22 protein-coding genes are annotated in these 26,742 nt (G+C 75.1%); 12 read left to right on the forward strand and 10 right to left on the reverse strand.

Going from position 1 to position 26,742, the window contains the following annotated elements; translation table 11 throughout:
- Positions 1-100: 100 nt before the first annotated feature.
- The 4 genes from QC029_RS10250 to QC029_RS10265 all read left to right on the forward strand — a co-directional run bounded on the left by QC029_RS10250 (position 101) and on the right by QC029_RS10265 (position 5,277).
- A complete protein-coding gene (locus QC029_RS10250; protein WP_279555222.1) occupies positions 101-1,696 on the forward strand; it encodes a resuscitation-promoting factor in 1,596 nt (531 codons plus the stop codon).
- A complete protein-coding gene (gene rsmA, locus QC029_RS10255; RefSeq protein WP_279555223.1) occupies positions 1,693-2,589 on the forward strand; it encodes a 16S rRNA (adenine(1518)-N(6)/adenine(1519)-N(6))-dimethyltransferase RsmA in 897 nt (298 codons plus the stop codon). Before QC029_RS10250 ends, rsmA begins: the two co-directional genes overlap by 4 nt.
- Complete coding sequence (locus QC029_RS10260) at positions 2,586-3,566, forward strand: 4-(cytidine 5'-diphospho)-2-C-methyl-D-erythritol kinase (protein ID WP_279555224.1); 981 nt, start codon at positions 2,586-2,588, stop codon at positions 3,564-3,566. The genes rsmA and QC029_RS10260 overlap by 4 nt, the downstream gene beginning before the upstream one ends.
- A gap of 127 nt (positions 3,567-3,693) precedes the next feature.
- Entirely contained in the window at positions 3,694-5,277 is a 1,584-nt protein-coding gene (locus tag QC029_RS10265; protein ID WP_279555225.1) for an acyltransferase, read from the forward strand.
- On the opposite strand, the gene QC029_RS10270 is transcribed toward QC029_RS10265, so the two are convergent.
- The 3 genes from QC029_RS10270 to QC029_RS10280 form a co-directional block, all read right to left on the reverse strand.
- Positions 5,264-5,932, reverse strand: a complete 669-nt coding sequence (locus QC029_RS10270; RefSeq protein ID WP_279555226.1) for a lytic polysaccharide monooxygenase — start codon at positions 5,930-5,932, stop codon at positions 5,264-5,266. The genes QC029_RS10265 and QC029_RS10270 overlap by 14 nt on opposite strands.
- 170 nt (positions 5,933-6,102) lie before the next feature.
- On the reverse strand, positions 6,103-7,281 hold the full coding sequence (locus QC029_RS10275; RefSeq protein ID WP_279555227.1) for a serine hydrolase domain-containing protein: 1,179 nt from the start codon (positions 7,279-7,281) through the stop codon (positions 6,103-6,105).
- Positions 7,282-7,353: 72 nt separating this feature from the next.
- On the reverse strand, positions 7,354-8,016 hold the full coding sequence (locus QC029_RS10280; protein ID WP_279555228.1) for an energy-coupling factor ABC transporter ATP-binding protein: 663 nt from the start codon (positions 8,014-8,016) through the stop codon (positions 7,354-7,356).
- A 539-nt stretch (positions 8,017-8,555) separates the two neighbouring features.
- Here QC029_RS10280 and QC029_RS10285 point away from each other — a divergent pair.
- Positions 8,556-8,963 (forward strand): SsgA family sporulation/cell division regulator, encoded by a 408-nt coding sequence (locus tag QC029_RS10285; RefSeq protein WP_279555229.1) that lies wholly within the window; start codon positions 8,556-8,558, stop codon positions 8,961-8,963.
- 188 nt (positions 8,964-9,151) lie between these two features.
- Here the strand turns inward: QC029_RS10285 and QC029_RS10290 are convergent, their stop codons facing one another.
- Positions 9,152-11,374 carry an MMPL family transporter gene (locus tag QC029_RS10290; protein WP_279555230.1) on the reverse strand — a complete coding sequence of 741 codons (2,223 nt, stop codon included), beginning with the start codon at positions 11,372-11,374 and terminating at the stop codon, positions 9,152-9,154.
- Between the two features lie 225 nt (positions 11,375-11,599).
- Here QC029_RS10290 and QC029_RS10295 point away from each other — a divergent pair, with 225 nt between their 5' ends.
- Both QC029_RS10295 and QC029_RS10300 read left to right on the forward strand, forming a co-directional pair.
- Complete coding sequence (locus QC029_RS10295) at positions 11,600-14,971, forward strand: S41 family peptidase (protein ID WP_279555231.1); 3,372 nt, start codon at positions 11,600-11,602, stop codon at positions 14,969-14,971.
- A 90-nt stretch (positions 14,972-15,061) separates the two neighbouring features.
- Positions 15,062-15,259 carry a hypothetical protein gene (locus tag QC029_RS10300; RefSeq protein WP_279555233.1) on the forward strand — a complete coding sequence of 66 codons (198 nt, stop codon included), beginning with the start codon at positions 15,062-15,064 and terminating at the stop codon, positions 15,257-15,259.
- Positions 15,260-15,268: 9 nt separating this feature from the next.
- On the opposite strand, the gene QC029_RS10305 is transcribed toward QC029_RS10300, so the two are convergent.
- Positions 15,269-16,063: an NAD(P)H-dependent oxidoreductase gene (locus QC029_RS10305; protein WP_279555234.1), complete on the reverse strand. Its 795-nt coding sequence runs from the start codon at positions 16,061-16,063 to the stop codon at positions 15,269-15,271.
- A 97-nt stretch (positions 16,064-16,160) separates the two neighbouring features.
- Between QC029_RS10305 and QC029_RS10310 the strand changes: the two genes are divergently transcribed.
- A complete protein-coding gene (locus QC029_RS10310) occupies positions 16,161-17,135 on the forward strand; it encodes a helix-turn-helix domain-containing protein (RefSeq protein ID WP_279555235.1) in 975 nt (324 codons plus the stop codon).
- 143 nt (positions 17,136-17,278) lie between these two features.
- Here QC029_RS10310 and QC029_RS10315 read toward each other — a convergent pair whose 3' ends face one another.
- Positions 17,279-18,313 carry a saccharopine dehydrogenase NADP-binding domain-containing protein gene (locus tag QC029_RS10315; protein ID WP_279555236.1) on the reverse strand — a complete coding sequence of 345 codons (1,035 nt, stop codon included), beginning with the start codon at positions 18,311-18,313 and terminating at the stop codon, positions 17,279-17,281.
- 110 nt (positions 18,314-18,423) lie between these two features.
- Here QC029_RS10315 and QC029_RS10320 point away from each other — a divergent pair, with 110 nt between their 5' ends.
- On the forward strand, positions 18,424-19,404 hold the full coding sequence (locus QC029_RS10320) for a helix-turn-helix domain-containing protein (protein ID WP_279555237.1): 981 nt from the start codon (positions 18,424-18,426) through the stop codon (positions 19,402-19,404).
- A 111-nt stretch (positions 19,405-19,515) separates the two neighbouring features.
- On the opposite strand, the gene QC029_RS10325 is transcribed toward QC029_RS10320, so the two are convergent.
- The 3 genes from QC029_RS10325 to QC029_RS10335 are packed head-to-tail and all read right to left on the reverse strand — an operon-like array spanning position 19,516 to position 22,918.
- Positions 19,516-20,400: an SDR family oxidoreductase gene (locus QC029_RS10325; protein WP_279555238.1), complete on the reverse strand. Its 885-nt coding sequence runs from the start codon at positions 20,398-20,400 to the stop codon at positions 19,516-19,518.
- A complete protein-coding gene (locus QC029_RS10330) occupies positions 20,400-21,398 on the reverse strand; it encodes an alpha/beta fold hydrolase (protein WP_279555239.1) in 999 nt (332 codons plus the stop codon). The genes QC029_RS10325 and QC029_RS10330 overlap by 1 nt, the downstream gene beginning before the upstream one ends.
- Positions 21,395-22,918 carry an NAD(P)/FAD-dependent oxidoreductase gene (locus tag QC029_RS10335; protein ID WP_279555294.1) on the reverse strand — a complete coding sequence of 508 codons (1,524 nt, stop codon included), beginning with the start codon at positions 22,916-22,918 and terminating at the stop codon, positions 21,395-21,397. The genes QC029_RS10330 and QC029_RS10335 overlap by 4 nt, the downstream gene beginning before the upstream one ends.
- A 169-nt stretch (positions 22,919-23,087) precedes the next feature.
- Here QC029_RS10335 and QC029_RS10340 point away from each other — a divergent pair, with 169 nt between their 5' ends.
- Positions 23,088-23,960: a MerR family transcriptional regulator gene (locus QC029_RS10340; protein ID WP_279555240.1), complete on the forward strand. Its 873-nt coding sequence runs from the start codon at positions 23,088-23,090 to the stop codon at positions 23,958-23,960.
- 165 nt (positions 23,961-24,125) lie between these two features.
- On the forward strand, positions 24,126-25,370 hold the full coding sequence (locus tag QC029_RS10345) for an aromatic acid exporter family protein (protein WP_279555241.1): 1,245 nt from the start codon (positions 24,126-24,128) through the stop codon (positions 25,368-25,370).
- 67 nt (positions 25,371-25,437) lie between these two features.
- Here the strand turns inward: QC029_RS10345 and QC029_RS10350 are convergent, their stop codons facing one another.
- Positions 25,438-26,235, reverse strand: a complete 798-nt coding sequence (locus QC029_RS10350) for an exodeoxyribonuclease III (protein WP_279555242.1) — start codon at positions 26,233-26,235, stop codon at positions 25,438-25,440.
- A gap of 22 nt (positions 26,236-26,257) precedes the next feature.
- Here QC029_RS10350 and QC029_RS10355 point away from each other — a divergent pair, with 22 nt between their 5' ends.
- Positions 26,258-26,737 carry a GNAT family N-acetyltransferase gene (locus QC029_RS10355; protein WP_279555243.1) on the forward strand — a complete coding sequence of 160 codons (480 nt, stop codon included), beginning with the start codon at positions 26,258-26,260 and terminating at the stop codon, positions 26,735-26,737.
- Positions 26,738-26,742: the final 5 nt, after the last annotated feature.

Consider the following 26,742-nt stretch of genomic DNA (forward strand, 5'->3'; position numbering starts at 1 on the left):
GGCACGCTTTTCACACCTGTGAGTAGTCGTACGACTTGGGAGAGTGACGTCCGCTCCGCTAGGGTCCCGGCCCGCCACCCGGACCGCTTGGGAGTACGTCGTGAGCCATCCGCAGGGGATCCAGCAGTACGAGTACGCGTACCCCTACGCGCCGCCGCCGCAGCAGCAGCAGCCGTGGCGGTACGACGGGCATGAGTACGGGCAGGGGCCCGGGCAGGAGTACGAGCAGGGGTACGGGCGGGATCCGCACGACACCTACCGGCCCTCGTACGAGCTGTACGGCGCCCGGTACGAGGAGGACGGCGGACACGGGGCGTACGGCGGGTACGGGGCTTGCGGGGTGTACGGCGGGTACGAGCCGCCGGGGTCCTTCGGGCCGCCCGAGGCGCCCGCGTTCCCCGGGGACCCGGATCCCTCCGGGCCCCCCGCGCCCTCCGGGAGCCACGGAGACCCCGGCCCGTCCGCCCCGCCCGCCGAGCCGCCCGTGACCGGCGGGACCGGCGGGACCGACGTGACCGACGTCTGGCTGCCGCGGCAGTCCACCGGCGGCCGGGCCGCCGCGCGGCGGGCCGCCCGGGAGCGCAGGGCCGCCCAGCGTCCCGAGGCCCTGCGCCGGCTGCTGCCGCAGGCGCTCGTCGTCGTCTTCCTCGCGGGCGGCACCTCCGCCTTCGTCGCCAGCGACAAGGCCGTGGAGCTGGCGGTGGAGGGCGAGGACGGTCCGCGCACCCTCCACACCTTCGCCGACGACGTCTCCGAACTCCTCGCCGACGAGGGCGTGACCGTCGGCGCGCACGACGCCGTCTCCCCCGCCCCGGACGAGCCGCTCTCCCACGGCGACAGCGTCACCGTCCGCTACGGCCGGCCGCTGACGCTCACCCTCGACGGCCGCCCGCAGCGGGTGTGGACCACCGCCCCCACCGTGGAGGAGGCGCTGCGCGGGCTCGGGGTGCGCCCGGAGGGGGCGTACGTGTCGGTGCCCCGCGACCGGCGGATCGGGCGCGGCGGCCTGGCGCTGACCGTGCGGACCGAGCGGAGCGTGACCTTCCTCGCCGACGGGCGCGAGCACACCGTCCGCACCAATGCCGCGACCGTGCGCGAGGCCCTGGCCGAGGCGGGCGTCGGGCTGCGCGGCGCGGACCGCGCCTCCGTGGCGCTGGACTCCTTCCCGCGCGACGGCCAGACCGTCACCGTGCTGCGCATCACCGAGACCGAGCAGGTGCGCGACGAGTCCATCCCGTACACCACCGAGCGGCGCGAGGACCCGACCCTGTTCCGCGGCACGGAGGTGGTGGCCCGGACGGGCGCGCCGGGCCTGCGGCGGCACACCTACGAGGTGCGCACGGTCAACGGCGTACGGCAGCGGCCCCGGCACACCGGGACCGTGGTGGTGCGCGCGCCCAGGTCGCAGATCGTGCGCGTGGGCACCCGGGAGCTGCCCGCCTCGGTGCGGGGCGCCGACGCCCTGGACTGGGACGCCCTGGCCCGCTGCGAGTCCGGCGGCCGGCCGGACGCGGTGGACCCCACCGGCGCCCACGGCGGGCTCTACCAGTTCGACACCCGCACCTGGCGGAGCCTGGGCGGCGAGGGCCGCCCGCAGGACGCCCCGCCCGCCGAGCAGACCTACCGGGCGAAGAAGCTGTACGTGCAGAAGGGCGCGAGTCCCTGGCCGGTGTGCGGCCGTAAACTGCACCGGTGAGCTCAGCCCCCTCCCCCTCGCCCTCCTCCGACGCCGACGCCGGTGCCCTCCTCGGCCCCGCCGACGTCCGCGAGCTGGCCGCCGCGCTGGGCGTGCGCCCCACCAAGCAGCGCGGCCAGAACTTCGTCATCGACGCGAACACCGTCCGCCGGATCGTGCGGACCGCGCGGGTGGGCCCCGAGGACGTGGTGGTCGAGGTCGGGCCGGGGCTGGGGTCGCTGACGCTGGCGCTGCTGCGGGAGGCCGCCTGGGTGACGGCGGTGGAGATCGACGACGTGCTGGCGGCGGCGCTGCCCGCGACCGTCTCCGCGCGGCTGCCGGAGCGCGCCGACCGCTTCGCGCTCGTCCACCACGACGCGATGCGCGTCACGGAGCTGCCGGGCCCGGCGCCCACCGCGCTGGTGGCCAACCTGCCCTACAACGTCGCCGTGCCCGTCCTGCTGCACATGCTGGCGACGTTCCCGAGCATCGAGCACGGTCTGGTGATGGTGCAGGCGGAGGTCGCCGACCGGCTCGCGGCCGATCCGGGCTCGAAGGTCTACGGGGTGCCGTCGGTGAAGGCGGCCTGGTACGCGGAGGTGAGGCGGGCCGGGGCGATCGGGCGCAACGTGTTCTGGCCCGCGCCCAACGTGGACTCCGGGCTGGTGTCGCTGGTGCGGCGCGATCCGCCGCGCACCGCCGCCACCCGGCGGGAGGTCTTCGCCGTGGTGGACGCCGCCTTCGCCCAGCGCCGCAAGACGCTGCGCGCGGCGCTGGCGGGCTGGGCCGGTTCGGCCGCGGCGGCCGAGGAGGCGCTGACGGCGGCGGGGATCGACCCCCGCTCCCGGGGGGAGTCGTTGACGATCGAGGACTTCGCGGCCATCGCGGAGCGGAAGGGCACCACCAGCGCATGAGCACCGCACACACGGCCGGCGCGGGCACCGCCCGTACCGCGGCCCCGGTCACCGTACGCGTACCCGCCAAGGTCAACGTGCAGCTCGCGGTGGGCGGGCTGCGGCCGGACGGCTTCCACGACCTGGCGAACGTCTTCCTCGCCGTCGGCCTGTACGACGAGGTCACAGCCACCGCCACGGCCCCCGGCGAGGGACCGCGCGTCACCTGCTCCGGGCCCGGCGCCGACCGGGTGCCGCTGGACCGCACCAACCTGGCCGTCCGCGCCGCCGCCGCGCTCGCCGCACGGCACGGCGTCGTGCCGGACGTCCACCTGCACATCGCCAAGGAGATCCCCGTCGCCGGCGGCATGGCGGGCGGCAGCGCGGACGCGGCGGGCGCGCTGCTGGCCTGCGACGCGCTGTGGGGCACGGGCACCGCGCGCGAGGAACTGCTGGCGATCTGCGCCGCGCTGGGCTCGGACGTGCCGTTCTCGCTGGTCGGCGGCGCGGCGCTGGGGCGGGGCCGGGGCGAGCTGCTGACGCCGCTGGAGGTGGGCGGCACCTTCCACTGGGTGTTCGCCGTCGCCGAGGGCGGGCTGTCCACCCCGGCCGTCTACCGCGAGTGCGACCGGCTGCGCGAGGCGCGCGGGAGCGGCGCGGGCGTCGACGCCGTGCCCGCGCCCGAGGCCTCCCCCGCGCTGCTGGCCGCGCTGCGCGCCGGGGACCCCGCCCTGCTGGCCGCGCACCTCTCCAACGACCTCCAGCCCGCGGCCGTCTCCCTGCTGCCCTCCCTGGACGACACGCTGGCGGTGGGCACGGCGGCGGGCGCGCTGGCCGCCCTGGTCTCCGGCTCCGGGCCGACCTGCGCCTTCCTGGCCGAGGACGCCGCGGCGGCGTCGGACATCGCCTTCACCCTGCGCGCCTCGGGCGTCTGCCGCACGGCCCACACGGCCGCGGGCCCGGCGCCGGGCGCGACGGTGGTCCGCCCGGCGGACTGAGCGGGCCCGGCGGACTGAGCGAGCCGGACGGGCCGGACGGACTGAGTAGCCCGCCCGGGTCCTCCGCCGGCCTGTCTGAGTACGAACGCCCTGTCGGCCGGCCGGCCGTGCGCGCCAGGCTGCGCGCATGCAGACCACAGGAGTCCCGGCGGCCCGGGCCGCCGGCGCCCGCGCGCTCGCCGCGGCCACGCCCGCCACGCGCGACCGCTTCGTCGACCTGCTGCGCGTCGCCTCGCTCGGCACGGTGGTGCTCGGCCACTGGCTGATGGCGGCCGTCGCGGTCGGCGCGGACGGCCGCGCCGAGGTGGGCAACCTGCTCGCCGTCGTGCCCGCCCTCCAGCCGGCCACCTGGCTGCTCCAGGTCATGCCGGTGTTCTTCTTCGTCGGCGGCTTCTCGCACGCGCTGTCCCACCGCTCGCTGCGCCGCCGCACCCCGTCCGCCGCGGCCGGCGCGTCCGGCGCGGACGTCTACCCGGTGTTCCTGCGCGCCCGCCTCCAGCGGCTGCTCCGTCCGGCCATGGTGTTCACGGCGGTGTGGGGCGCGGGGGCGCTCGCCGTCCAGCTCGCGGGCGGCGGCGGGGCGCTGGCGGACACGGCGGCCCGGCTGGCCGCCCAGCCGCTGTGGTTCATCGGGGTCTACCTGGCCATGGTGGCCCTCACCCCGCCGCTGCTGCGGCTGCACGGGCGGTACGGCTGGGGGGCGTTCGCCGCGGCGGTCGCGGCCGCCGCGCTGGTGGACGTGCTGCGCTTCGCCGCCGGTGTGCCGTACGTGGAGTTCCTCAACTTCGCCCTGGTCTGGCTGGCCGTCCACCAGCTCGGCTTCCTGCGCGCCGACGGCCGGCTGGGCCCGGGTCCGCACGTCCCGGCGGCCCTGGCGCTGACCGGTCTGGCGTCGGCCGCCGCGCTGGTGGCGCTGGGCCCGTACCCGCTGTCGATGGTGGGGATGCCGGGCGAGCCGGTGAGCAACATGGCCCCGCCCACGCTGGCGCTGCTCTGCCACGGGATGTGGCTGGTCGGGGCGGTGGAGCTGCTGCGCGGCCCGGCGGCGCGGCTGCTGGAGCGGCCCCGGGTGTGGCGGGCGGTGGTGGCCGCGAACGGCGTCGCCATGACGGCCTTCCTGTGGCACCTCACCGCGATGCTCGGCGTCTACGGGCTGCTGCTGGCGCTCGGCGCGCCCTTCCCGGATCCGGCCGGCGCGGCGTGGTGGGCGTGGGCGCCGGTGCGCGTCGCGGCCGCGGCCGTGCTCACCGCGCTGCTGGTGGCGGTCTTCCGCCGCTTCGAGCGCCCGGCCCCCGCACCGGGCCCTGCAACCGTCCCCGCACCTGCCCCCGCGCCGGGCTCCACCGCCCGGCCCGCCGTCCGGTCCGCCGTCCGGTCCCGCGCCGCCGCCCCGGCCGCCGCGTTCGGCGTCGCGCTGTGCCTGCTGGGCGTGCTGGGCCTGTCGGCGGTCGGCTTCGGCGGACTGCTGGAGGGTCGCTCCGCGCTGCTGGTGGCCGTCCCCGTCACCGCCCCGGCGGCGGTGGCCCTGGCGGCGGTGGGCTGGCTGCTGGTGGAACGGGCGGGACGGGCAGGGCGGGCGGGGCCCCTGACAACGGCACGGGCCCCGGAAACGGCACCGGCCCCGCCGGACGCGGGTGCGCCCGGCGGGGCCGATGCCACTACCGATGCCGCCGGGTATGCGGGCCGGCGGATCGGGGTCAGCGGAAGTTGACGTCGCTGCAGAGGTAGTACGACTGGTCCATGTGCGAGGCCTGCCAGATCGTGAAGACGATGTGGCGGCCGCTGCGGCCGGGAGCGCTCACGTCGAACGAGATGTTCTGGGCGGGGGCGTAGCGGCCGGTCGTCCTGACCAGCTCCAGGTCGCTCCAGCGCAGGGCCTGGCGGGTGGCGTCGAAGCCCTGCTTGGTGACGTAGACGCGGAAGAAGTCGGCGCCGTGGCTGGCCTGGTCGTACAGCCGCATCGTGAAGTTGTTGCCGACGTCCGTCATCTTCCACGGGCCCACGGCGTCCAGGGCGTTGTAGCGGCCGCCCTCGGCGCCGCCGCCGCTGCACAGCTTCCCGTCGGGGAGGGCGGCCTGGAAGTTGCCGCCGACGCCGTTCTTGTATAGGCCGTTCCAGTTCCACATGGCGTTGGGGTTGGCCTGCCACGCCTGGTAGCACATCGGGTCCTGCTGCTGCATGGTGGGGTTCAGGTGGTCGCTGCCCCAACGCTGCCAGCAGCTGTAGGCGCGGAAGGCGGGGTCGACGATCCCGCCGTGCGCGGAGGCGGTGTTGGTCCAGGGCATCAGTGCCAGCAGCCCCGCGAACAGGACGACTAACGCGCGGACGGCCCAGCGGGGGGATTCGACCCGGTCATGACAATGCATTGTGCGGTCTCCGTTTTCCGGCTGTGGGGGTTCCGGCCATGGGAGCGCTCCCATATCACCGCCACTGTACCCGGCGGCATGGGGCGGAAACCTCCGCTCCGCGACGTGGCCGAAACATCGGCGCGTCCGGCACGCCGCCGCCGGGGCCCCGCGGACGGCGCGGAGCCGGGTCAGGCCTGCGCCACCGCCCCGCGCAGGGCGCGTACGAGGGCCTGGGCGCGCGGATCCGACGTCACCGACTTCTGCAGGGAGTTGGTGACGTAGGCGAAGGCCAGGCCCGTCTCCGGATCGGCGAAGGCCAGCGATCCGCCGCGGCCGGGATGGCCGAAGGAGCCGGGGCCGAGCATCGGCGAGGACGGCCCGTGGAGCATGTAGCCCAGCCCGAAGCGGGTGGCGACCAGCAGGACGCGGTCCGGCCCGGCCGACTCCTCGGTACGGGCCTGGGTGAGGGTGGCGGGCGCGTACAGGCGGCGGGAACCGTCGCCGAGGTCGCCGATGAGCGCCGCGTAGAAGCGGGCCAGGGAGCGGGCGGTGGCCACGCCGGAGGAGGAGGCGAGTTCGGCGGCCCGGTAGGCGGGGGCGTTCTCGTCGGGCTGCGGGTCGATGACGCCGAAGGCGCGGCGGGTGAGGGAGCGCGGGTCGCGCCAGGCGTCGACGACCTCGCGCTTGGGCCGGACCCGCAGGGCGCCCGGGGGCGGTGCGGGGCTTTCCGCGGACTCGGCGATCCGGCCCACCCGGTGGGCCTGGTCCTCCGGCAGCCCGATCCACAGGTCGAGGCCGAGCGGCGCGGCTATCTCGTCGGCGAACCAGCGGCCCAGGGTGCGTCCGGTGACCCGCTGCACCACCTCGCCCAGCAGCCAGCCGTAGGTCTGCGCGTGGTAGCCGTGCGCGGTGCCCGGCTCCCAGGCGGGCGCCTGGGCGGCGACGGCGCGCGGTCCGGAGACGCCGTCGAGCGCCTGCTCCGGGGTGAGGGGGGTGTCCAGGACGGGCAGTCCGGCGCGGTGGGTGAGCAGGTGGCGGACCGGTACGCGCTCCTTGCCCGCCGCCTTGAACTCCGGCCAGTACGTGCCCACCGGAGCGTCCAGGTCCAGCCGCCCGCGCTGGTGCAGCAGGTGCAGCACGGCGGCGGCCGGACCCTTGGTCACCGAGCGGACGACCTGGGCGGTGCCCTCGGTCCAGGGCGCGTCGCCGTGGGGGTCGGCCAGGCCTCCCCACAGGTCGACGACCTTGTGCCCGTCCCGGTAGACGGCCACGGCCGCGCCGCGGTCGCCGCGCTCGGTCAGGTTGGCGCGGAAGGCGTCACGGACCGGCTCGTAGCCGTCCGCCACCGTGCCCTGGACGTCCACCACTGTGTCTGTGCTCCCGCCGGTCAGAAGGTGAGGTGTGCCGCTGTGTACCCCTGTGTACCGCCGTACATGGTGCTACGCGTACGGCGGCGTCACCGACCTGGGGTCGAATCCGAAGGACGGCTCCAGCCGGTGGGCGCGCATCAGCGCCTCGTCGCACAGCAGGTCCCGGGTGCGGCCGTCGGCGGCGATGACGCCGACGCCGAGGGCGGCCGAGCGGGGGCACGGCTCCAGGGCGTGGGGCAGGTCGTGGGTGACCATCGGCACGGTGACGTCCAACGACCGCAGGATGTCGGCCGGTTCGCGGCGGGAGGCGGGGGCGGGGTCGGAGGGCGGCTCGTCCGGGACGAGGATCTCCGGCCGCCTGGCCGGGACGGCGGCGGGGCCGAAGGCGACGTCCTCGCGGACGGCGGGCATGAGGAGCCGGTCGTCGGGGTCCTGGAAGACGATGCCGACGCGGCGGCGGATCCCGGCGAGGGCGGTCCTGTCCGACGGGTCCACCCGCGGTCCGGCCACGGTGACGCTTCCCGCGCCGCCGGTGAGGATGCCGTCGAGGTGGAGCACGAGGGTGGTCTTGCCGGTGCCGGTGGGCCCGGGCAGCGCGACGCGCTCGCCGCACGCCACGGCGAGGCCGACGCCGAACAGGGTCTGGTGGCCGCCGGGGTAGGCGTGGGCGAGGCCGGAGACCTCCGGGGAGGGGGGCGGGACGGGACCGGTTCCCGGGTCGGCCGGCGTCACAGGGTCCGTCCCAGCAGGCGGACCGCGACGGCGGCCGCGGCCACGGCGCCGGTGGCCACCGGGACCGGGGCGTTGAGGAATCCGTCGGGCACGTGCATGGCAGGACTCCGCTTATCAGGCCTTCTGGACTTCTCGGGTCTTCTCGTAACTTCTCCGGCCCCTTCGCGACTTCTCGGGCCTTCTGGACTTATTTGGCCTTCTCGGGGCTCCGCGACCGCCGTCGCCGCACCGGAGGGCGGGACGGAACGCGAGGGCGGCGCCTCGTCCCGACGGCAGGGAGCCGTTGGGGCTCCTTCGCAAGATCGCCTGTGCCGCCGGAGCCGGATGTGACGGTCCGCGACGGGATGGACGGCGGAGCGTTCCACTGCCGTCCGGTTGCCGACGGAACGGGATACTTGCCCGGTCCATGGGAAGACGGGATCTATGTCGGACCTTCACAGAACTGTTGCGGAACTCACAACGATTACCTGCGGTATGCCGTCATGAAAACGCTCTGACGGGGTCGTAGGAGAAAAGGCCCCCCGGAAGGAGCACATCTCATGCGCGCAGTCGTCGACCACAGCGTCCAGGCTCGTCTGATCACCGTCCCCTCGGTCACCCGGGAAGTCACCGTGGGGCTGCGCTACGACCGCCACGACCCCTTCGCCGTGCGCCTGGTCTTCCCCTCCGACGTCTCCCTCGACGGGGAGGAGGTCGCCTGGGTGTTCTCCCGCGAGCTGCTGGAGGACGGACTGCGCGGCTCGGTGGGCCTCGGGGACGTGCACATCCGGCCGTCCGGCCCGGAGCGGACCGTCATCGAACTGCGCGCGCCGGAGGGCGTGGCGGTGATCGAGTTCGACACCACCGGCCTGCTGCGCTTCCTGCACGGCACGTACGGCGTGGTGCCCGGCGGCTCGGAGTACCTGGAGCTGGACCTGGACCGCGGCCTGACCTCCCTGCTGGGCTGAGACGCCCGTCCCGTCGGCGCTTCGGCAGACAGGCGCCGGGGACGGCGGGGCCCGCAGGATCCCGGGACCCGCGGGGCCCGGGGGAACCGCGGAACCGCGGAACCACCAGGGCCCGGAAGAACCGAGGGACCGAACCGCCCGCCCGTGAGGGCAGCCGGCCCGGTCCCTTCCACGGACCGCGATCCGCGTCAGACGCGGCTCGGCTCCCGGTCCGGCTCCTCCGGTGCGGAGGACATGCCGCCGGTGAGGTGCTTGCGCAGCCCCTCGCCCTCCACGTCCACGTTCGGCAGTACCCGGTCCAGCCAGGACGGCAGCCACCACGCGCGGGCGCCGAGCAGCGCGAGGACGGCCGGGACGACCGCCATGCGGACCACGAAGGCGTCGAAGAGGATGGCGACGGCCAGACCGAAGCCCATCATCTTGATCATCGAGTCCGACGCCCCGATGAAGCCCGCGAAGACGCTGATCATGATGATCGCCGCCGCGGTGACCACCCGGGCCCCCAGCCTGAAGCCGGTGACGATGGTCTGCCCGGGCCGCTCGCCATGGACGTGCGCCTCGCGCATCCGCGTGACGAGGAAGACCTCGTAGTCCATGGCCAGGCCGAAGACCACGCCGATCATGAAGATCGGCATCATGCTCATGATCGGCCCGGTCTGCTCCACCCCGATCAGGCCCGCCAGCCAGCCCCACTGGAAGACCGCCACGACCGCGCCCAGCGCCGCGAGCACGGACAGCAGGAAGCCGAGGGCCGCCTTGAGCGGGACGAGCACCGAGCGGAAGACCATCAGCAGCAGGACGAAGGCGAGGCCGACGACCAGCGCCAGGTAGGGCACCAGCGCGTCGTCCATCACCTGCGAGAAGTCGATGTTGATGGCGGTCACGCCGGAGACGAGGACGACCGCGCCGGTCCTCTCCCGGAGGTCGTCGGCCCGGTCGCGGATGTCCTCGACCAGCGCCTCGGTCCTGGTGCTGCTCGGCCGCGAGTCGGGGACGACGGTGACGGTGGCGGTGTCGCCGGCCTCGTTGAACGTCGCCGGGGCGACCGTGACCACGCCGTCGAGCTTCGCGACGGAGTCGGCGACGGCTTCGGCCGCGGCCTCGGGGTCGTCGCTGCCGCGGGTGTCCAGGATCAGCAGCAGCGGGCCGTTGAAGCCGGGGCCGAAGCCCTCGGCCATCAGGTCGTACGCCCGTCGCTGGGTGGAGCTGGTGGGCTGGTTGCCCTCGTCGGGCAGGCCGAGGTTCATGCTCGCGACCGGGACGGCGACGGCGCCCAGCCCCAGCGTGGCGACCAGCAGCACCACCAGCGGGCGGCGCAGCACGAAGCGGGCCCAGCGCACGCCCATGTTGGTGTGGCTGTCGTCGGGGTGCGGCACCCCGGTTTCGGGGTTGGCCTTCCGGACGCGGCGGCCGAAGATCCGCTTGCCGACGAAGCCCAGCGCCGCCGGGACGAGGGTGAGGGCGACCAGGACGGCGATGACGACGGTGGCGGCGGCGGCCAGACCCATCTTGGTGAGGATGGGGATGTTCACCACCGCCAGGCCCGCCAGGGCGATGACCACCGTCAGGCCGGCGAAGACCACCGCGGAGCCGGCGGTGCCCACGGCGCGGCCGGCCGCCTCCTCGCGGTCGCGGCCCTCGATCAGCTCGGCGCGGTAGCGGGAGGCGATGAACAGCGCGTAGTCGATGCCGACCGCCAGGCCGATCATCGTCGCCAGGGTGGAGGTGGTGGCGGACAGGCCCAGCGTGGCGCCCAGCGCCGCGATCCCCGCCACGCCGATCATGACGCCCATCAGCGCGGTGATCAGCGGCGATCCGGCGGCGACCAAGGAGCCGAAGGTCACCACGAGCACGACCGCGGCGACCGCGATGCCGATGATCTCCCCGTGGCCCATGTCGGGCTCGGTGAACAGGGCGTCGCCGCCGATCTCGACGGTCAGGCCCGCGTCCCGCCCCGTCTCGGCGGCCTTCTTCAGGTCCTCGCGGGTGGCGTCGGTGAGGTCTTGGACGGGCGCCTCGTACTGGACGCTCGCGTAGGCGATCTCGCCCTCGCGGCTGATCGTCTTCGCGGCGAAGGGGTCGGCGACGGCGGCGGTCTGCGGGCCCTCCAGCGCGTCGACCACCTTCTCCACGGCCGCCCTGTTCCCGGTGGCGGTGATCTTCTCGCCGTCGGGCGCGCGGAAGACGATGCGCGCGGTGGCGCCGTCGGCGTTGGCGGCGGGGAAGCGCTCCTCCATCAGGTCGAAGGCCTTCTGCGCCTCCGTGCCGGGGAGCGCGAAGTCGTCGTCGGGCGGGCTGGAGGCGGTGGAGGCGGCGACCCCGGCGAGCACCAGCAGCGCCACCCACACCAGGGCGACGATGCGGCGGCGGCGGAAGGAGAACCGGCCGAGTCTGTAGAGGAATGTGGCCACGGACGGGGCCTTTCGGTCTCGGGACGGTGCGGCGTACGGGTGGCGTACGGACGCCGGTGGGGCGGTACGGGTTGTGGAAGCCTGGTTCTTCTGACAGTCCGTGCCAGAAGACGCCGTCTCGCACTCCGCCGGGTGAGCGCGCCCCGGGAGTGAGACCCAGATCACTGCGCGTCGTGCGCACCCCAGGAGTTGCCCCCGGCCGACCGGCTGTCGACCATGGGAGAGATGAGCGCAACCTCCGGATCCCCCGGCACGTCCGCCCCGCCCGCCCCGGATCCCTCCGGCGCGTACCTCAGGTTCCCGCACCTCCACGGCGACCTCCTCTGCTTCACCGCCGAGGACGACCTGTGGATCGCCCCGCTCGCGCCCGGGGCCGCCGATCCGCCGCGCGCCTGGCGGCTGACGGTGGACCGCATCCGGATCGGGCACCCGCGCTTCTCCCCCGACGGCCGCCACATCGCGTACACGAACTGGCGCAGCCTGGACCCCGAGGTCCATCTGACGCCGGTCGACGGCGGGCCGTCGCGGCAGCTGACGTACTGGGGCGCGGTCGACACCCAGGTCTGCGGCTGGACGCCCGAGGGGGACATCCTCGCCGTCGCCTCGCACGGCCAGCCGTTCTCGCACTTCGCCTGGGCCTACCGGCTGCCGGCCGGCGGCGGTCCGGGCGAGAAGCTGCCCTGGGGCCCGGTCTCGCACATCGCCGTCGCCGACCTGGCGGGGAAGCGGCGCACCCTGCTGCTGACCGGCAAGCCGCCGCACGAACCCGCCGCCTGGAAGCGCTACCGCGGCGGCGCGATGGGGCGGCTCTGGCTGGAGGGCGAGCGCCTGGTGCCCGAGCTGTACGGCCACCTGGACTGCCCCATGATCGTCGGCGGCCGGATCGCGTTCCTCTCCGACCACGAGGGGGTGGGCAACCTCTACTCCTGCCTGCCCGACGGCACCGACCTGCGCCGCCACACCGACCACGCGGACTTCTACGCGCGCCACGCCTCCACCGACGGCGAGCGCGTGGTGTACCAGTGCGCGGGCGAGCTGTGGCTGGTGGACGACTTCTCGCCGCGCGCCGAACCGCGCCGCCTGCCGGTGCGGCTGGCGGGGCCGCGCGCCGGGCGGCGCGTCTACCAGGTGCCGGCCGCGGGCCACGTGAACTCCCTGGCCGTGGACACCACCGGGCGCGCGAGCGCGGTGGGGGTGCGCGGCAGCCTGTACTGGCTCACCCACCGCGACGGCCCGGCGCGGGTGATCGCCGACACCCCGGGCGTACGGGTGCGGCTGCCGGAGATGCTCGGCTCCACCGGGCGCATCGCGTACGTCACCGACGCCGAGGGCGAGGACGCGGTGGAGGTCTCCGACCTGCCGCGGGCCACCGGCGCCCGCGAGCCCCGGCGGCTGGCCGCGGGACGGCTGGGGCGGGTGCACGGGCTGGTCGCCTCGCCGGACGGCGCCACCCTCGCCGTCGCCTCGCACGACGGGCGGCTGCTGCTGGTGGACGCCGGCGCCGACGCCGGCGAGGAGGAGGACGCCGCGGCCGGGGAGGCGGGGCCGGGAGCGGAGACCGAGGTCGCCGAGCTGGTCCGGTCCGTCAACGGCCCGGTGCGCCACCTCGCCTTCTCCCCCGACTCCCAGTGGCTGGCCTGGGCCCACCCCGGCACCGACGGCGCGCTCACCCGCATCCGGATCGCCCGCCTGTCCGACCGCACCATCCTGGACGTCACCGAGGGCCGCTTCGAGGACGAGCAGCCCGTCTTCACCCGCGACGGCCGCTACCTCGCCTTCCTCTCCTGGCGCGGCTTCGACCCGGTGTACGACGTGCACACCGGCGACCTGTCCTTCCCGCTGGGCTGCCGCCCGTACCTGGTGCCGCTGTCGTCGGCCACGCCCTCGCCCTTCGCCCTCTCCCCCGAGGGCCGTCCGGCGGCCGGCGGGCTGGACCCGGACGCGCTCGGCGAGGCGGCCGGGGAGGAGGGCACGGTGCTGGTGGAGGCCGAGGGACTGGCCAGCCGCGTCACGCCGTTCCCCGTGGCGGCCTCGAAGTACTCCTCGCTCCACCCGGTGAGCGGCGGCGGGCTGGTCTGGCTGCGCTGGCCGATCTCCGGGGCGCTGGGCGAGACGTTCGCCAACCCGGCCGACACCTCCGGCCGCCCCACCCTGGAGCACTTCGACCTGATCAAGGCCAAGCGCACCGAACTGACCAGCGACATCGACTGGTTCGCGGTCAGCGGCGACGGCAGCCGCCTGGTGGTCAACGACGAGGGCGACCTGCGGGCCGTCCCGGCCAACGAACACGCCGACAGCGACTCCACCACCCACCTCGACCTGCGCCGCATCCTGCACGACGTCGACCCCCGCGCGGAGTGGCGGCAGGCGTTCGACGAGGCGGGCCGGATCATGCGGTCGTACTTCTGGGACCCGGGCATGAGCGGCGTGGACTGGGACGCGATCCTCGCCCAGTACCGCCCGCTGGTCGAACGGGTCTCCTCCCCGGACGAGTTCGCCGACCTGCTGCGCGAGACGGTGGGCGAGCTGGGCACCTCCCACGCGTACGTCTCGCCCGCCCGGCGCAACGAGGGGCCGGCCCACTACCAGCGGCCGATCGGCCTGCTGGGCGCCGACCTCGCCCGCGACGGGGAGGGCCGCTGGCGGGTGGAGCGCATCCTGCCCGGCGACTCCTCCGACTCCCGGGCCCGCTCCCCGCTGGCCGGCTCCGGCATCCGCGAGGGCTCGGTGCTCACCCACGTCGACGGCCGCCCGGTGGACCCGGAGGCCGGACCGTTCCCGCTGCTGGCCGCGGCGGGCGGCACCACCGTCGAACTGGCCTTCCTCACCGGCGACCCCGGCGACGCCCCGGACGCCGGACCGCGGCGCCCCCGCCGCGTGGCCGTCGTCCCGCTGATCGACGAGCGCCCGCTGCGCTACCAGGACTGGGTGAGCCGGCGGCGTGCGGTGGTGCGCAGGCTCAGCGACGGCGCGTGCGGCTATCTGCACATCCCCGACATGGGCGGCTCCGGCTGGGCGCAGTTCAACCGCGACCTGCGGATGGAGGTCTCCCGGCCCGCGCTGATCGTGGACGTGCGCGGCAACGCGGGCGGGCACATCAGCGAGCTGGTCGTCGAGGCGCTGACCCGCACCATCCTGGGCTGGGACCTGGTGCGCGACGCCCGGCCGGTCAGCTACGCCTCCAACGCCCCGCGCGGCCCGATAGTGGCGCTGGCGGACGAGGCCACCGCCTCCGACGGCGACATGATCACCGCCGCGTTCCGGCTGCTGGGCATCGGCCCGGTGGTCGGCGCCCGCACCTGGGGCGGGGTGGTCGGGATGACCGGGCGCCACCGGCTCGGCGACGGCACGGTCATCACGGTGCCGATGAACGCGGCGTGGTTCGACGCCTACAAGTGGTCGGTGGAGAACCACGGCGTGGAGCCCGACATCGAGGTCCTGCGCACCCCGACGGACTGGGCCGAGGACCACCACCCGATGCTGGAGACGGCGGTGCGCACCGCGCTGGACCTGCTGGAACGCCACCCGGCCGCCGCCCCGCCCGGCTACGACGACGTCCCCGACCGCAGCCGTCCGCCGCTGCCGCCGAGGCCGTGACGGTCCTGCGCGGCCGCCCGACGTGCGCGGTCCCCGCGCGCGTGTCAGCCTGGTGGTGACCGACCGTCCCGAGGACTTCCGGGAGTGCGCATGGGCAAGTCGGACAAGCAGTCGGACGACTTCGACGAGATCAGGGACAGGCGCCAGACGGCGCAGGGCGGCTCCCGCGAGGCCGGTGACCGCTCCGGGCGCCCCAGGACCCGCGACCGCGAGCAGGAGGACTGGAAGCTCCACCCCCGCGAGGACAGCCCTGCGGAGTGGGACGAGGAGGACAGGCCCGACGCGTAGCGCCGGACCTCAGCCGCGGGGACGGACGTGCAGGTCCAGGCCGCTCGTCCCCGGCGCCTCCACGCCCGGCAGCAGCCGCATGTCGCGGTCGTAGTCGCCACCGGTGAGCGACCGGAACGGGATCGGCTCGTCCGTGAAGAGCCGGTCGAGCCGCCGTCCGTACTCCCGCTTCGCCGCCTCGAACCGCTCCTCGGACAGGATGTTCGCGTCGTACACCGCGAACGGTTCGAGCGGCGCGATGCCGGTGAACCAGAACAGGCCGTGCTGGAACGGATGGAGGAGGTCCGCCAGCCGTCCGTGGACGCCCCGGTCGGAGAGGGACGGCTCCCGGGCGCCGGCCGTCACCGACATCAGCGCCCGCCGCCCCGCCAGGACGCCCTCACCGTAGGGCGGGGGGAGTTCCGGGCCGTGGGCGAACCCGCGGACGAACACCCGGTCCATCCAGCCCTTCAGGATCGCGGGCACCGAGAACCACCACAGGGGGAACTGCAGGACCACCGCGTCGGACCAGCGCACCTTCTCCTGCTCCGCGGCGATGTCCGGCGACAGCCGCCCCGCCCGGGTGGCCTCGGCCGAGACGGGCAGCAGGTCCAGCCGCCGGTCCGCGGGGTGGTCGGGGAAGTCGTCGGCGTCCACCACCGCCTTCCACTTCATCGCGTGGAGGTCGGAGACCCGCACCTCGTGCCCCGCCTCGCGCAGGTGCCCGACCGCGAAGGCGGTCAGGGCGGCGGTGAGCGAGCGGGGTTCGGGGTGGGCGCTGACGACGAGGATCTTCTTCGGCTGCTGCGGTACGGCTTCGGTCATGCCGCCACACTCCCCCGGGCGCGCCGGGGCAGCCAGTACCCGGTTCGACCGGCGGAACGGTGGTCCTGGTACCGCGGGGGCCACCCATACTGAGCCCATGGACGGCAGGAACGGCGGGGACGGCAGGGACGGCGGGGACGGCATCGGCGCGCCCCGCGGGGCAGGGGACGTCGACGAGGTCGGCGACCCCCGGCGGGCGCTGGGCGGCTTCCTGCGCGCCCGCCGGGGGCGCGTCACACCGGAGCAGGTCGGCCTCCCCGGCGGCCGCCGGCGGCGGGTGCGCGGGCTGCGCCGCGAGGAGTTGGCCCAGCTCGCCGGGATCAGCGTGGACTACTACGTGCGTCTCGAACAGGGCCGGGCCACCCAGCCGTCCCTCGAGGTCCTCGACGCGCTCGCCGGCGCGCTCGGCCTCGACGCGGCGGAGCGCAGGCACCTCGACACCCTGGCCGGCGCCAGGCGCGGTCCCGCGCCCAGGGCCCGGGTCAGCCCGCTGCTGCGGCGGGCCCTGGACGCCATGGCCCACCTCCCGGCCTTCGTGACGAACCACCGCACCGACGTGGTGGCCTGGAACCGACTGGGCGCCGAGCTGATCGGCGGCCTGGAGGGACCGGGCGGCCGCGACCGGAACCAGGCCCGGTACCTCTTCCGCGATCCGGCCTCGCGGACCGTCTTCCCCGACTGGGAGGACAGGGCGGCGGAGGCCGTGGGCCAGCTCCGGGTCGCCGCGGGGCGCTATCCCGGTGACGCGGGGCTGGCCGCGCTCATCACCGCGCTGTCCGCGGACAGCGCCGAGTTCCGGCGCATCTGGGCGACCGGCGAGGTCACGATGTGCACAGCGGGGCGCAAGCGGCTGTGGCACCCGGTGACCGGGCCGCTCACCCTGGACTACGAGACCCTGCACGTTCCGGTCGCGCCCGGCGAGACGGGCCTGGTGGCGCACGTGTTCGGCGCCGAGGAGGGCAGCCCGGACGCCGCCGCCCTCTCCCGGCTGGCCGCCGCCGTGCCGGACGTGCCCGGCCCGCCGCATCCGGGCGGCCCCGCCCTCCCCCTCGCCGCGGAGCCGGGGCTCTGAGACACCACGGTCCGAGGCACCGCGGCCGGCCGCTCACGCGGCGGGTTCGCCGCGGTCCACCGGATTCCGGGCCTCCTGGGCGGTGTCCGCCGGGGAACCGGGAACGACGGGTCCGGGCAGGCCGCGCGGGCGGGGCCCGCCCGCTACGGGCGCAGTTCCAGGTGGATGTGCGGGGACAGCGCGCGGAGGAAGTCGGGCGCGTCGAAGATCGCGCCGGCGGAGGCGACTCCGGTCGTCCTGGTCCGTCCCGCGAGGATGCGGTCGACCGCTTCCACCGCGAGCGGCGCGGTGACGGCGTAGATGTCCCGGCCCCTCGCCACCGCGCGCCGTTCGCCGCCGCCGGAGCGCACGACGGCGTCGACGAGGAAGGTCTGCGCGGACCGCCCGCGCTCGTCGGCCGCGGCCGGAGCCGGGGTGCCGGGGTCCGACACGTCCCTGGCCGCCTCGACCGTCATGTAGGTGCGCACCTCGGGGATGGGCAGGTGGCTGGGAACGGTGACGACGTCGGCCATCGTGAACCCCCCGATGACGGCCCGGGGGCCCGTCGGGTCGGGGAAGGGCCATTCCAGGGTCGGCAGGTCGTCCCGGTGGTACTCCAGCCGCCCCTTCGTGTAGCGGACGCCCCGGCCGTCCCGCCGCTGCCGGGAGACCGCGCCCGCGGCACGCGTCCCGGCGGTGGGGTGCCAACCGCTCAGCCCGTAGGCGACGTGCGCCTCGTCGGCCGCCGTCCAGTCGCCCATCGCGGCGGTGACCAGCAGGTCGCCGAGGCCGCCGTAGAAGGCCATCGCGGGGACGATCACGGCTCCCGCGGCGCGGGCGCGGTCCGTGAAGTGCGTGAACGTGTCGGCGTTGGCCTCGATCTCGGCCGCCACGTCCACGTACGAGATCCCGGCGCGCAGTGCCGCCTCGATCACGGGGGCGGCCGTCGCGGCGAAGGGGCCGGCGCAGTTGACCACGGCCGCCGCACCGGCCAGCGCGCGGTCGAGCGAGGCCGGGTCGTCGACCGCTGCCGGACGGGCGTCCGGTCCGGACCCGGATGCCTCCACCAGCGACTTCAGCCTGCCGGCGTCGCGGCCGGAGAGGATCGGCACGAACCCGCGCTCCCGCAACTGCTCCACCACAAAGCGCCCGGTGTGCCCGTACGCGCCGTACACCGCCACCTCGGGTCCTGATCCCATGGGTCTCCCCCCGCACTCGAACGACCGGTCGTGTTCCGTCGTGGACAGCCTGTCGGAGGCGATCACCCCGCACGAGTGTCCGGAACGCCACCTCCCGTACAGTTCCGGACGTGGACACTGTCGCACTGGCCGTCACCGACGGGATGCTTCACTTCGAACTGGCCCTGGCGTACGAGGTCTTCGAGGCCGCCCCGGCCGGCGTGGCGGAGCCCTGGTACGACCTCGTCGTCTGCGGGCCGGGCCCGGTGCGGGCCGGCCGGTTCCTGCTCGCGCCCGACCACGGCCTCGACCGGCTCCCCCGCGCCGGCACCGTGATCGTCCCGGGCTGGGCCGACGTCGATGAGGCCCCGCCCGCCGATCTGGTCGACGCGGTGCGCGCGGCCCACGAGGCGGGCGCACGCCTGGTCTCCCTGTGCACGGGCGCCTTCGTGCTGGCCGCCGCCGGTCTGCTGGACGGACTCCGTGCGACCACCCACTGGGCGCACACCCGGGCCCTGGCCGCCCGCCACCCGCGGATCGAAGTGGACCCGGACGTCCTCTACGTGGACAACGGCAGCGTGCTCACCTCCGCGGGCAAGGCCGCCGCGATGGATCTGTGCCTGCACCTGGTCCGCCTCGACCACGGCTCGTCGGTCGCCAACGCGGTCGCCCGCCGCCTGGTCGTGCCCCCGCACCGGGCCGGCGGACAGGCCCAGTTCGTCACCACCCCGGTACCCGCCCCGGACCGCCACCCCCTCGCCGAACTGCTCCCCTGGGTGCTCGAACGGCTCGACCAGCCGCTGAGCGTGGAGGACCTGGCCCGCCGGGCGCGGATGAGCTCACGCAGTCTGGGCCGCCACTTCAGGGCCGCGACCGGCACCACCCCGTTGCAGTGGCTGCTGACCCAGCGGATCCGTCGCGCCCAGGAGTTGCTGGAGACCACCGGTGAGAGCGTCGACACCATCGCGGCGGCCACCGGCATGGGCACCGCCACGACGCTGCGCCGGCACTTCAACCGCACGATCGGCGTGCCCCCGGACACCTACCGCCGCACGTTCCGTTCGAGGAGCCGTTCCGGTCCCCGCGACGGCGGGCAGCACCGCCGCCCCTGAGCCGGCCCCGGGGAGCACCGCGCCGCCGGCAGGGCGCGGCGCGACCCCCGGAGCCGTGTCCCCGGGGGCCGCGCCGCGCGTTCCCCGGCCCGTGGCGCGGGCCGGGCCTCCTCAGCCCTCCGTGCGCTCCTTCTCGTCCGCCGCGCCGCCCGCGCCGACCAGGCCGCGTACGCCGCCGGCCGCGGCCAGGCGCGGGGCGAAGTGCCGCATCTCGCGCTCGCCGGCCCGGCCGATGAGCGCGGGCAGGCAGCCGCGGACCGACTGCATGCCGCGCAGCCACCACTGCCCGTAGACGTGGAACGAGCGGCGCTCGATGCCCTCGACGATCCGGTCCACCGCCGGGTCCAGCGGATAGGTCCGGTTGGCCGGCCACGGCAGCCGGCCGCGCATCTCGCGCAGCACCTCGTTCTGGTCGGCGCCGCGCACCATGTCGGTGTCGGTCCAGCTCATATAGCCGACGCCGACGCGTACGCCCTGGTAGCCGACCTCCACGCGCAGACTGTGCGCGAAGGCCTCCACGCCCGACTTGGACGTGGAGTACGCCGTCATCAGCGGGGCCGGGGCGATCGCGGCGAGCGAGGCGATCTGGAGCAGGTAGCCGCGCGACTCGATCAGGGCGGGGAGGAAGGCGCGGGCGGTGGTGACGCTGCCGAGCAGGTTGACCTCGATGACCCGCCGCCAGGCTTCCATGTCGGAGTCGATGAAGGGGCCGCCGGTGGCCACCCCGGCGTTGGCGACGACGATGTCCACCGCGCCGAAGCGCTCCCGCACCTCGCGGGCGACGCGGGACATGGCGTCGTGGTCGGTGACGTCGGCGTGCCAGTGCGCGGAGTCGGTCGGCAGCGCCGCGGCGACCTTCTTCAGCTCGTCCGGCTCCAGCCCGACCAGCGCGAGCCGGGCGCCGCGCGCCGCGAGCTTGTGCGCCAGGAGCGCGCCCACACCCCGGGCCGCGCCCGTCACCACCGCGACCTGCCCCTGGAGGTCCCTGCGTCCCATCACTGCATCATCTCCTTCCCGGCCGGTACCCCGGCCGGCGGTACGTTCTGCCGCGCGGCCCGCGGCAGGTGGTCGCGCACCAGCGCGGCCACGGCGTCGGCCACGGTACGCGGGGCCTCGATGGGGGTCATGTGCCCCAGGCCCGGCAGTTCAGTGAGGCCGGTGCAGTTCGGCAGCGCCTCGGCGAGGCGGCGGGCGTGCACCGGCGGGGTGAGCCGGTCCTTCTCGCCCGCGATGACGCCGACCGGCAGGTCCAGGTCGGTCAGGCCGGCGTCCAGGTCCAGCACGGCCAGGACCTTCCGGGCCCAGGCGGCGCGCACGGCACGCGGACAGGCGTGGACGATACGGGCGCACGCCTCCATCTGCTCGCGGGTGGCGGCGGGCCCCATCGTGGCGTACCGCAGGACCCGCATGCCCAGCGGCGTCACGGGACCCAGCGGCAGGCTGGAGCCGAGGACCGCCTTCTGGACGCGGTAGCGCAGCTTCCCCGCTCTCAGCGGCGCGACCGTGGACTCGTACAGCAGCCGTGAGCTGCCGGTGTTGCACAGCAGCGCGGCGGCGACGCGTTCGCGCACCTGCGGGCGCCCGGCCGCGGCCATGACCGTCATGCCGCCCATGGAGTGCCCGGCGACGACCGCCCGGGAGCCGGCTGTGTTCGAGGTGGTGTCCGAAGCGGTGTCCAGAGCGGTGTCCAGGACGGCGCACAGGTCGTCGGCGAGGGCGTCGGTGCTGTAGCCGCCGGGGCCGGCGGCCGGGGAGCGCCCGTGGCCGCGCTGGTCGTAGACGAACACCCGGTGCCCGTCGGCCAGGTGCCGGATCACGGGGCCCCAGAAGGCGGTCGAGCAGGTCCAGCCGTGCACCAGGACGACGGTGGGCCCGTCCTCGCGGCCGTGCTCCTCGACGTGCAGCCGGGAGCCGTCGGCGGAGGTGACGGTCAGCTCGCGGCGGGGGGCGGGCGGTGCGTACGGCCCGCTGGTCGCATGGGATCTCCGGCTCATCGGGCCGCCTCCGTCTTCATCTCCCGCCGCCGCCCCGCGGGGGCGCGCAGCACCTCGTACTCGGCCAGGTCCACCCGCCTGGTCACCTTCCTGAACTCGCCGGTGGTGCCCGGCCACACGGTGGTGTTGCGGCCGTTCGCGTCCAGGTACCAGCTGTCGCAGCCCCCGGTGGTCCACACGGTGCGCCTCATCCGCCGCTGGACGTGGTCGGTCCAGGAGCGCACCGCCTCGGGACGGGCGTCGAGCGCGGCCCGGCCGGCCGACGCGGTGGTGAGCGTCTCCAACTGCCCGAGGTAGTCGATCATGTAGTTCAGCTGGGCCTCGATGATGAGGATCATCGAGCTGTTGCCGAGGCCGGTGTTGGGTCCGATGACCGTCATGAAGTTGGGGAAGCCCGCGGCCGTGGAGCCGCGCAGCGCCTCCATGCCGTCCTTCCACTCCTCGGCCAGGGTGGTGCCGTTCGCGCCGGTGATCCGCTGGGCGATCGGCATGTCGGTGACGTGGAAGCCGGTGCCGAAGACGATCGCGTCCACCTCGGCCTCGGTGCCGTCGGCGGCCACCAGGGTGTTGCCGCGCACCTCCCGCAGACCGGAGGCCACCACGTCCACATTGGGCTCGACCAGGGCCGGGTAGTAGGTGTTGGACAGCAGGATGCGCTTGCAGCCGATGCGGTAGTCGGGGGTGAGCTTGGCGCGCAGCGCCGGGTCCTTGACGACCTTGGTCATGTGGTGCTTGGCGAGCTTCTCCACCAGACCGAGTTGCGCGGGGTGCTTGGTGAAGGCGCCGACCTGGAACTCCCTGATCAGCCAGAGCATCTGACGGCGCAGGGCGCGCGTGGGGGGCACCTTGGCGTGCAGCCAGCGCTCGGCCCTGCTGATCTCCCGGTCCATGCGCGGCATGACCCACGGCGGGGTGCGCTGGAAGAGGGTGAGCCTTCCGACGACCGGCTGGATCGAGGGGACGATCTGGATGGCGGACGCGCCGGTGCCGATCACGGCGACGCGCTTGCCGAGCAGGTCGTAGTCGTGGTCCCACCGGGCGGAGTGGAAGACCTTGCCGGTGAAGCCGTCCAGGCCGGGGACGTCGGGGATCCTGGGGTCGGAGAGCGGGCCGGTGGCCGAGACGAGCATGTCGGCGGTCAGGGTCCCGCGGCTGGTCCCGACCTCCCAGCGCAGCGCGTCGGTGTCCCAGCGGGCGTGCAGCACCTCGGCGCCGAGGCGGATGTGCGGGCGCAGCCCGAAGGTGTCGGCGACCCGCTCCAGGTAGGCGCGGATGTGCTCCTGCCCGGAGAAGTTCCGCGGCCAGTCGGGGTTGGGCGCGAACGAGAACGAGTAGAGGTGCGAGGGCACGTCGCAGGCGCACCCGGGATAGCTGTTGTCGCGCCAGGTGCCGCCCACGGAGTCGCGGCGCTCCAGCACGACGAAGTCCGTGACGCCCGCGCGGCGCAGTCGTACGGCGGCGCCCAGGCCGCCGAATCCCGATCCGATCACCGCCACCCGTACGTGTTCGTGTCCGGCCATGCCGCCTCCCGACTCCGGTGTCTCGCGCATGAACATGCCAGTAATCACTGGCATGGTTGGAGGGTAGAGCAGGAACGTACCGGTGGGTAGGGGTCCGGGGCAGGAAAGTTACCGCCGGTTGCACCCCTGGACCCGGCCGCGTGCGGCCCGCGCCGCATAGGCTTCCGGTGTGGCGGACAGAGCACCAGTGGACAGCGGACGGGCGGACGGCGCGGCGCCCGCGCCTGCGCAGGCGCGCGAGGAGGGCGCGGACGCGTCCGCCGAGTACCGCACCGCCGAACTCGCCCGGGCGGCCGGCATCACCGTGCGCACCCTGCGGTTCTACCGCGAGCGCAGGCTCCTCCCGCCGCCGCGCCGCGAGGGCCGCATCGCCTGGTACAACGAGCACCACCTCAACCGGCTGCGGACGATCTCCGCGCTGCTGGCCCGCGGCCACACCCTCGGCGGCATCGCCGACCTGATCGACGCCTTCGAGAAGGGCCGCGACGCGGGCGGCGCCGCCGAACTGCTCGGTCTGGAGAGCGCCCTGGTCTCCCCCTGGTCGGAGGAGACCCCCGTCCGCCTCACCCCCGAGGACCTGGCCGCGCACTTCCCCGGCGAGGTCACCTCCGAGAACCTCGCCGCCGCCCTGGACCTCGGCTACGTGGCCGTCGACGGCGACGAGGTCGTCCACGTCAGCCGGCGGCTGCTCGACGCGTCCACCGCGCTGGTCGGCGAGGGCATCCCGCTGGCGTCCGTGCTGGAGGCCGGGCGCGTGGTGCGCGAGCACGCCGACGCCGTCGCCGACCTCTTCACCCACCTCGTCCGCGCCCACCTGTTCGCGGAGGACCGCGAGCTCTCCCCGGACGGCCTCCGGCGCCTGTCCGACGTCATGGACCGGCTGCGCCCGCTGGCCAAGCAGGTCGTCGACGTCGAACTGGCGCTGGCCATGGACCGCCGCGTCCGCGCGGAACTGGAGAGCTGGTCGCGGCCGGAGGAGGGGGCGCGGGAGGAGCCGGAGGAGGGAGCGGAGGAGGAGCCGGACGCGGGCTCCGCGGACTGACCGGACGACCGCCGCCCGCCCCCGTACGCCCGGATCCCGCGCGTCCGCCCCCGTACACCGGCGGAACGCCACGTATGACCGGTCGCCCCCGCGGCAACCCGTACCCCGATGGTGCACACACAGTCCGCGACGCGGCCCGGCCGCCCCTCCTTCGCAACACGCGCCGTGCGCGCCGCACGGGCCGAGACGTCCTGGGCCGTACGCGCCCTGCGCCGCGCCTGGCGGGCCCCGGGCCGGGAGCGCAACATCGTCCTCCAGTCCGCCAAGGCCGCGCTCGCCGCCGTCCTGGCCTGGCTGGCCGCCGCCTGGCTGCTGCCCGACGCCTTCGCCCTGATGGCGCCCTGGGTGGCGGTGGTCCTGGTGCAGGCGACCGTCTACCGCTCGGTGTGGCAGGGCCTCCAGCAGACGCTGGCGATCACCGTCGGCACGGTGTTCGCCGCGGCCCTGGTCATCCCCCTGGGCCATCCGGTGCTGGTGATGATCATCGTCCTGCCCCTCACCACCCTGCTGGGCAACTGGCCGCGCTTCGGCAGCCAGGGCATCTACGCCTCCACGGCCGCCCTGTTCACCCTGGTCCCCGGCGAGGCGACGCTCGACTCCACCGTCTCCCGCATCCTGGCCGCCCTGCTGGGCACCGCCATCGGCGTCGGCGTCAACGCGCTGATCCTGCCGCCCTCCTACCTGCGCAACGCGCGCGAGGCGGTGGACGCGGCGGTCGGCGAGGCCCGGGAGATCGTGACGGAGATCGCCGACGGCGTCGACGAGCCCTGGGAGTACGACCGCCTCCTCGCCTGGCACGAGCGGGCCCGCCGCCTCCCGCGGACGATCCGCAGCGGGCAGGAGTCGATCGGCTGGGGGCAGGAGAGCCTGCGGTTCAACCCCGCCCGCCGGCGCCACCCGGACTCGGTCCGGCTGACGGCGGAGTACGACGAGGCCCTGACGACGCTGGCCCGGGCCGCCGAGCACCTCGCCGGCCTGACCCACACCCTGCTGGAGGCCGCCGAAGGCGACGAGGAGACGCCCCGGCCCGGCCACGACGTCACCCGCCCGTACGCCGGTTTCCTCCGGGAGGTCGCCACGGCCGTGGACGCCTACGGGCGCACCGTCACCGGCGACGACCCCGAGGGGGCCCGCGCCGAGCTGCACGAGGCCGCCGAAGGCGCCCGGCGCGCCCAGGACCGGCTGCGCGCCGCCCTCTCCCGGCACGCCGTCGCCGCCCCCGGTGGCCTGGCGGTGTTCGGCCCGCTGCTGGCCGAGGCCCGCCGCCTCACCGCCTGCCTGCTGCCCGGGTCGTCCGGGGGGAACGGGAACGGCGGGGACGGCGGGGACGGCAGGCACGAGGAGGAGGACGGAGACGGCGGCGACAACGGCGACGAGGGCGGGAACGGGAACCGCGGGGACGCCGTCTGACGCGCGGCTCCTCCGGCGGACGCGGCCGGGACGGCCCCCGTGCCTCCCCGGGCCCCGAGGACGCGCCTCAGGGCGCGTAGACGACCGTCACCGGCGCGTGGTCGCTCCACCGGCCCGCGTGGTCGGCCGCGCGCTCCACGTACGCCTTCACCGCCCGCCGCGCCAGCGGCTCGGTGGCGACGTGGTAGTCGATCCGCCACCCCGCGTCGTTGTCGAAGGCCCGGCCCCGGTAGGACCACCAGCTGTACGGCCCGTCCTGGTCCGGGTGCATCAGGCGGACGACGTCGACGTAGCCCGCCTCGTCGAAGACGCGGCCGAGCCAGGCGCGCTCCTCGGGCAGGAAGCCGGAGTTCTTCCGGTTGGTCTTCCAGTTCTTCAGGTCGGCCTCCCGGTGGGCGATGTTCCAGTCGCCGCAGACCAGGACCTCGCGGCCGGCCGCGGCGGCGCGCTCGCGCAGGGCGGCGAGGTGGGGCAGGAAAGCCGCCATGAAGCGCTCCTTCTCCTCCTGCCGCTCGGTGCCGACCTCCCCCGAGGGCAGGTAGAGGCTCGCGACGGTCAGGCCCGGGAGGTCGACCTCCAGATAGCGGCCGGAGTCCGTGAACTCGGTCACCCCGAACCCCACCCGTACCTCCTCCGGCGCACGCCGGGTGAGCACCGCGACGCCCGCGCGCCCCTTGGCGGCCGCGGGGGCGTACACCGCGTGCCAGCCCTCCGGCTCGCGTACGGCGTCGGGGAGTTGGTCCGGCTCGGCGCGCACCTCCTGGAGGCACACCACGTCCGCGTCGGTGGCGGCCAGCCACTCCGCGTAGCCCTTCTTCGCGGCGGCGCGCAGCCCGTTCACGTTGACCGTAGAAATCGTCAGCACCCCGGCACCTTACGATGCGGGCATGCGCATCACGCCCGCCCCCTACGACCACCCGGACGCCGTGAAGCTCACCGACATGGTGCAGCTGGAGTACGCCGAGCGCTACGGCGGCGAGGGCGACGTCACCCCGCTGGACCCCGCGATGTTCACGCCTCCGAACGGCCTGTTCCTGATCGCCTACGACGAGCGGGACCGCCCCGTCGCCACCGGCGGCTGGCGGGCGATGGACGAGAACGGGGAGAACTACCGGAACGGTGATGCCGAGCTCAAGCGGATGTTCGTGATCCGCGAGGCGCGGCGCCAGGGCCTGTCCCGCCGCATCCTGGCGCTGCTGGAGGAGGACGCGCGGGAGGCGGGCCGGCTGCGGATGGTGCTGGAGACCGGCACCAAGCAGCCGGAGGCCATGGCGCTGTACGAGTCGAGCGGCTACGCGCCGGCGGAGAAGTTCGGGGTCTACCGCCACGAGCCCAACAGCCGCTGCTACGCCAAGCCGCTGCGCTGAGCCGC

The sequence above is a fragment of the Streptomyces sp. DH37 genome (genome assembly GCF_029813835.1).
Taxonomy (GTDB): Bacteria; Actinomycetota; Actinomycetes; order Streptomycetales; family Streptomycetaceae; genus Streptomyces.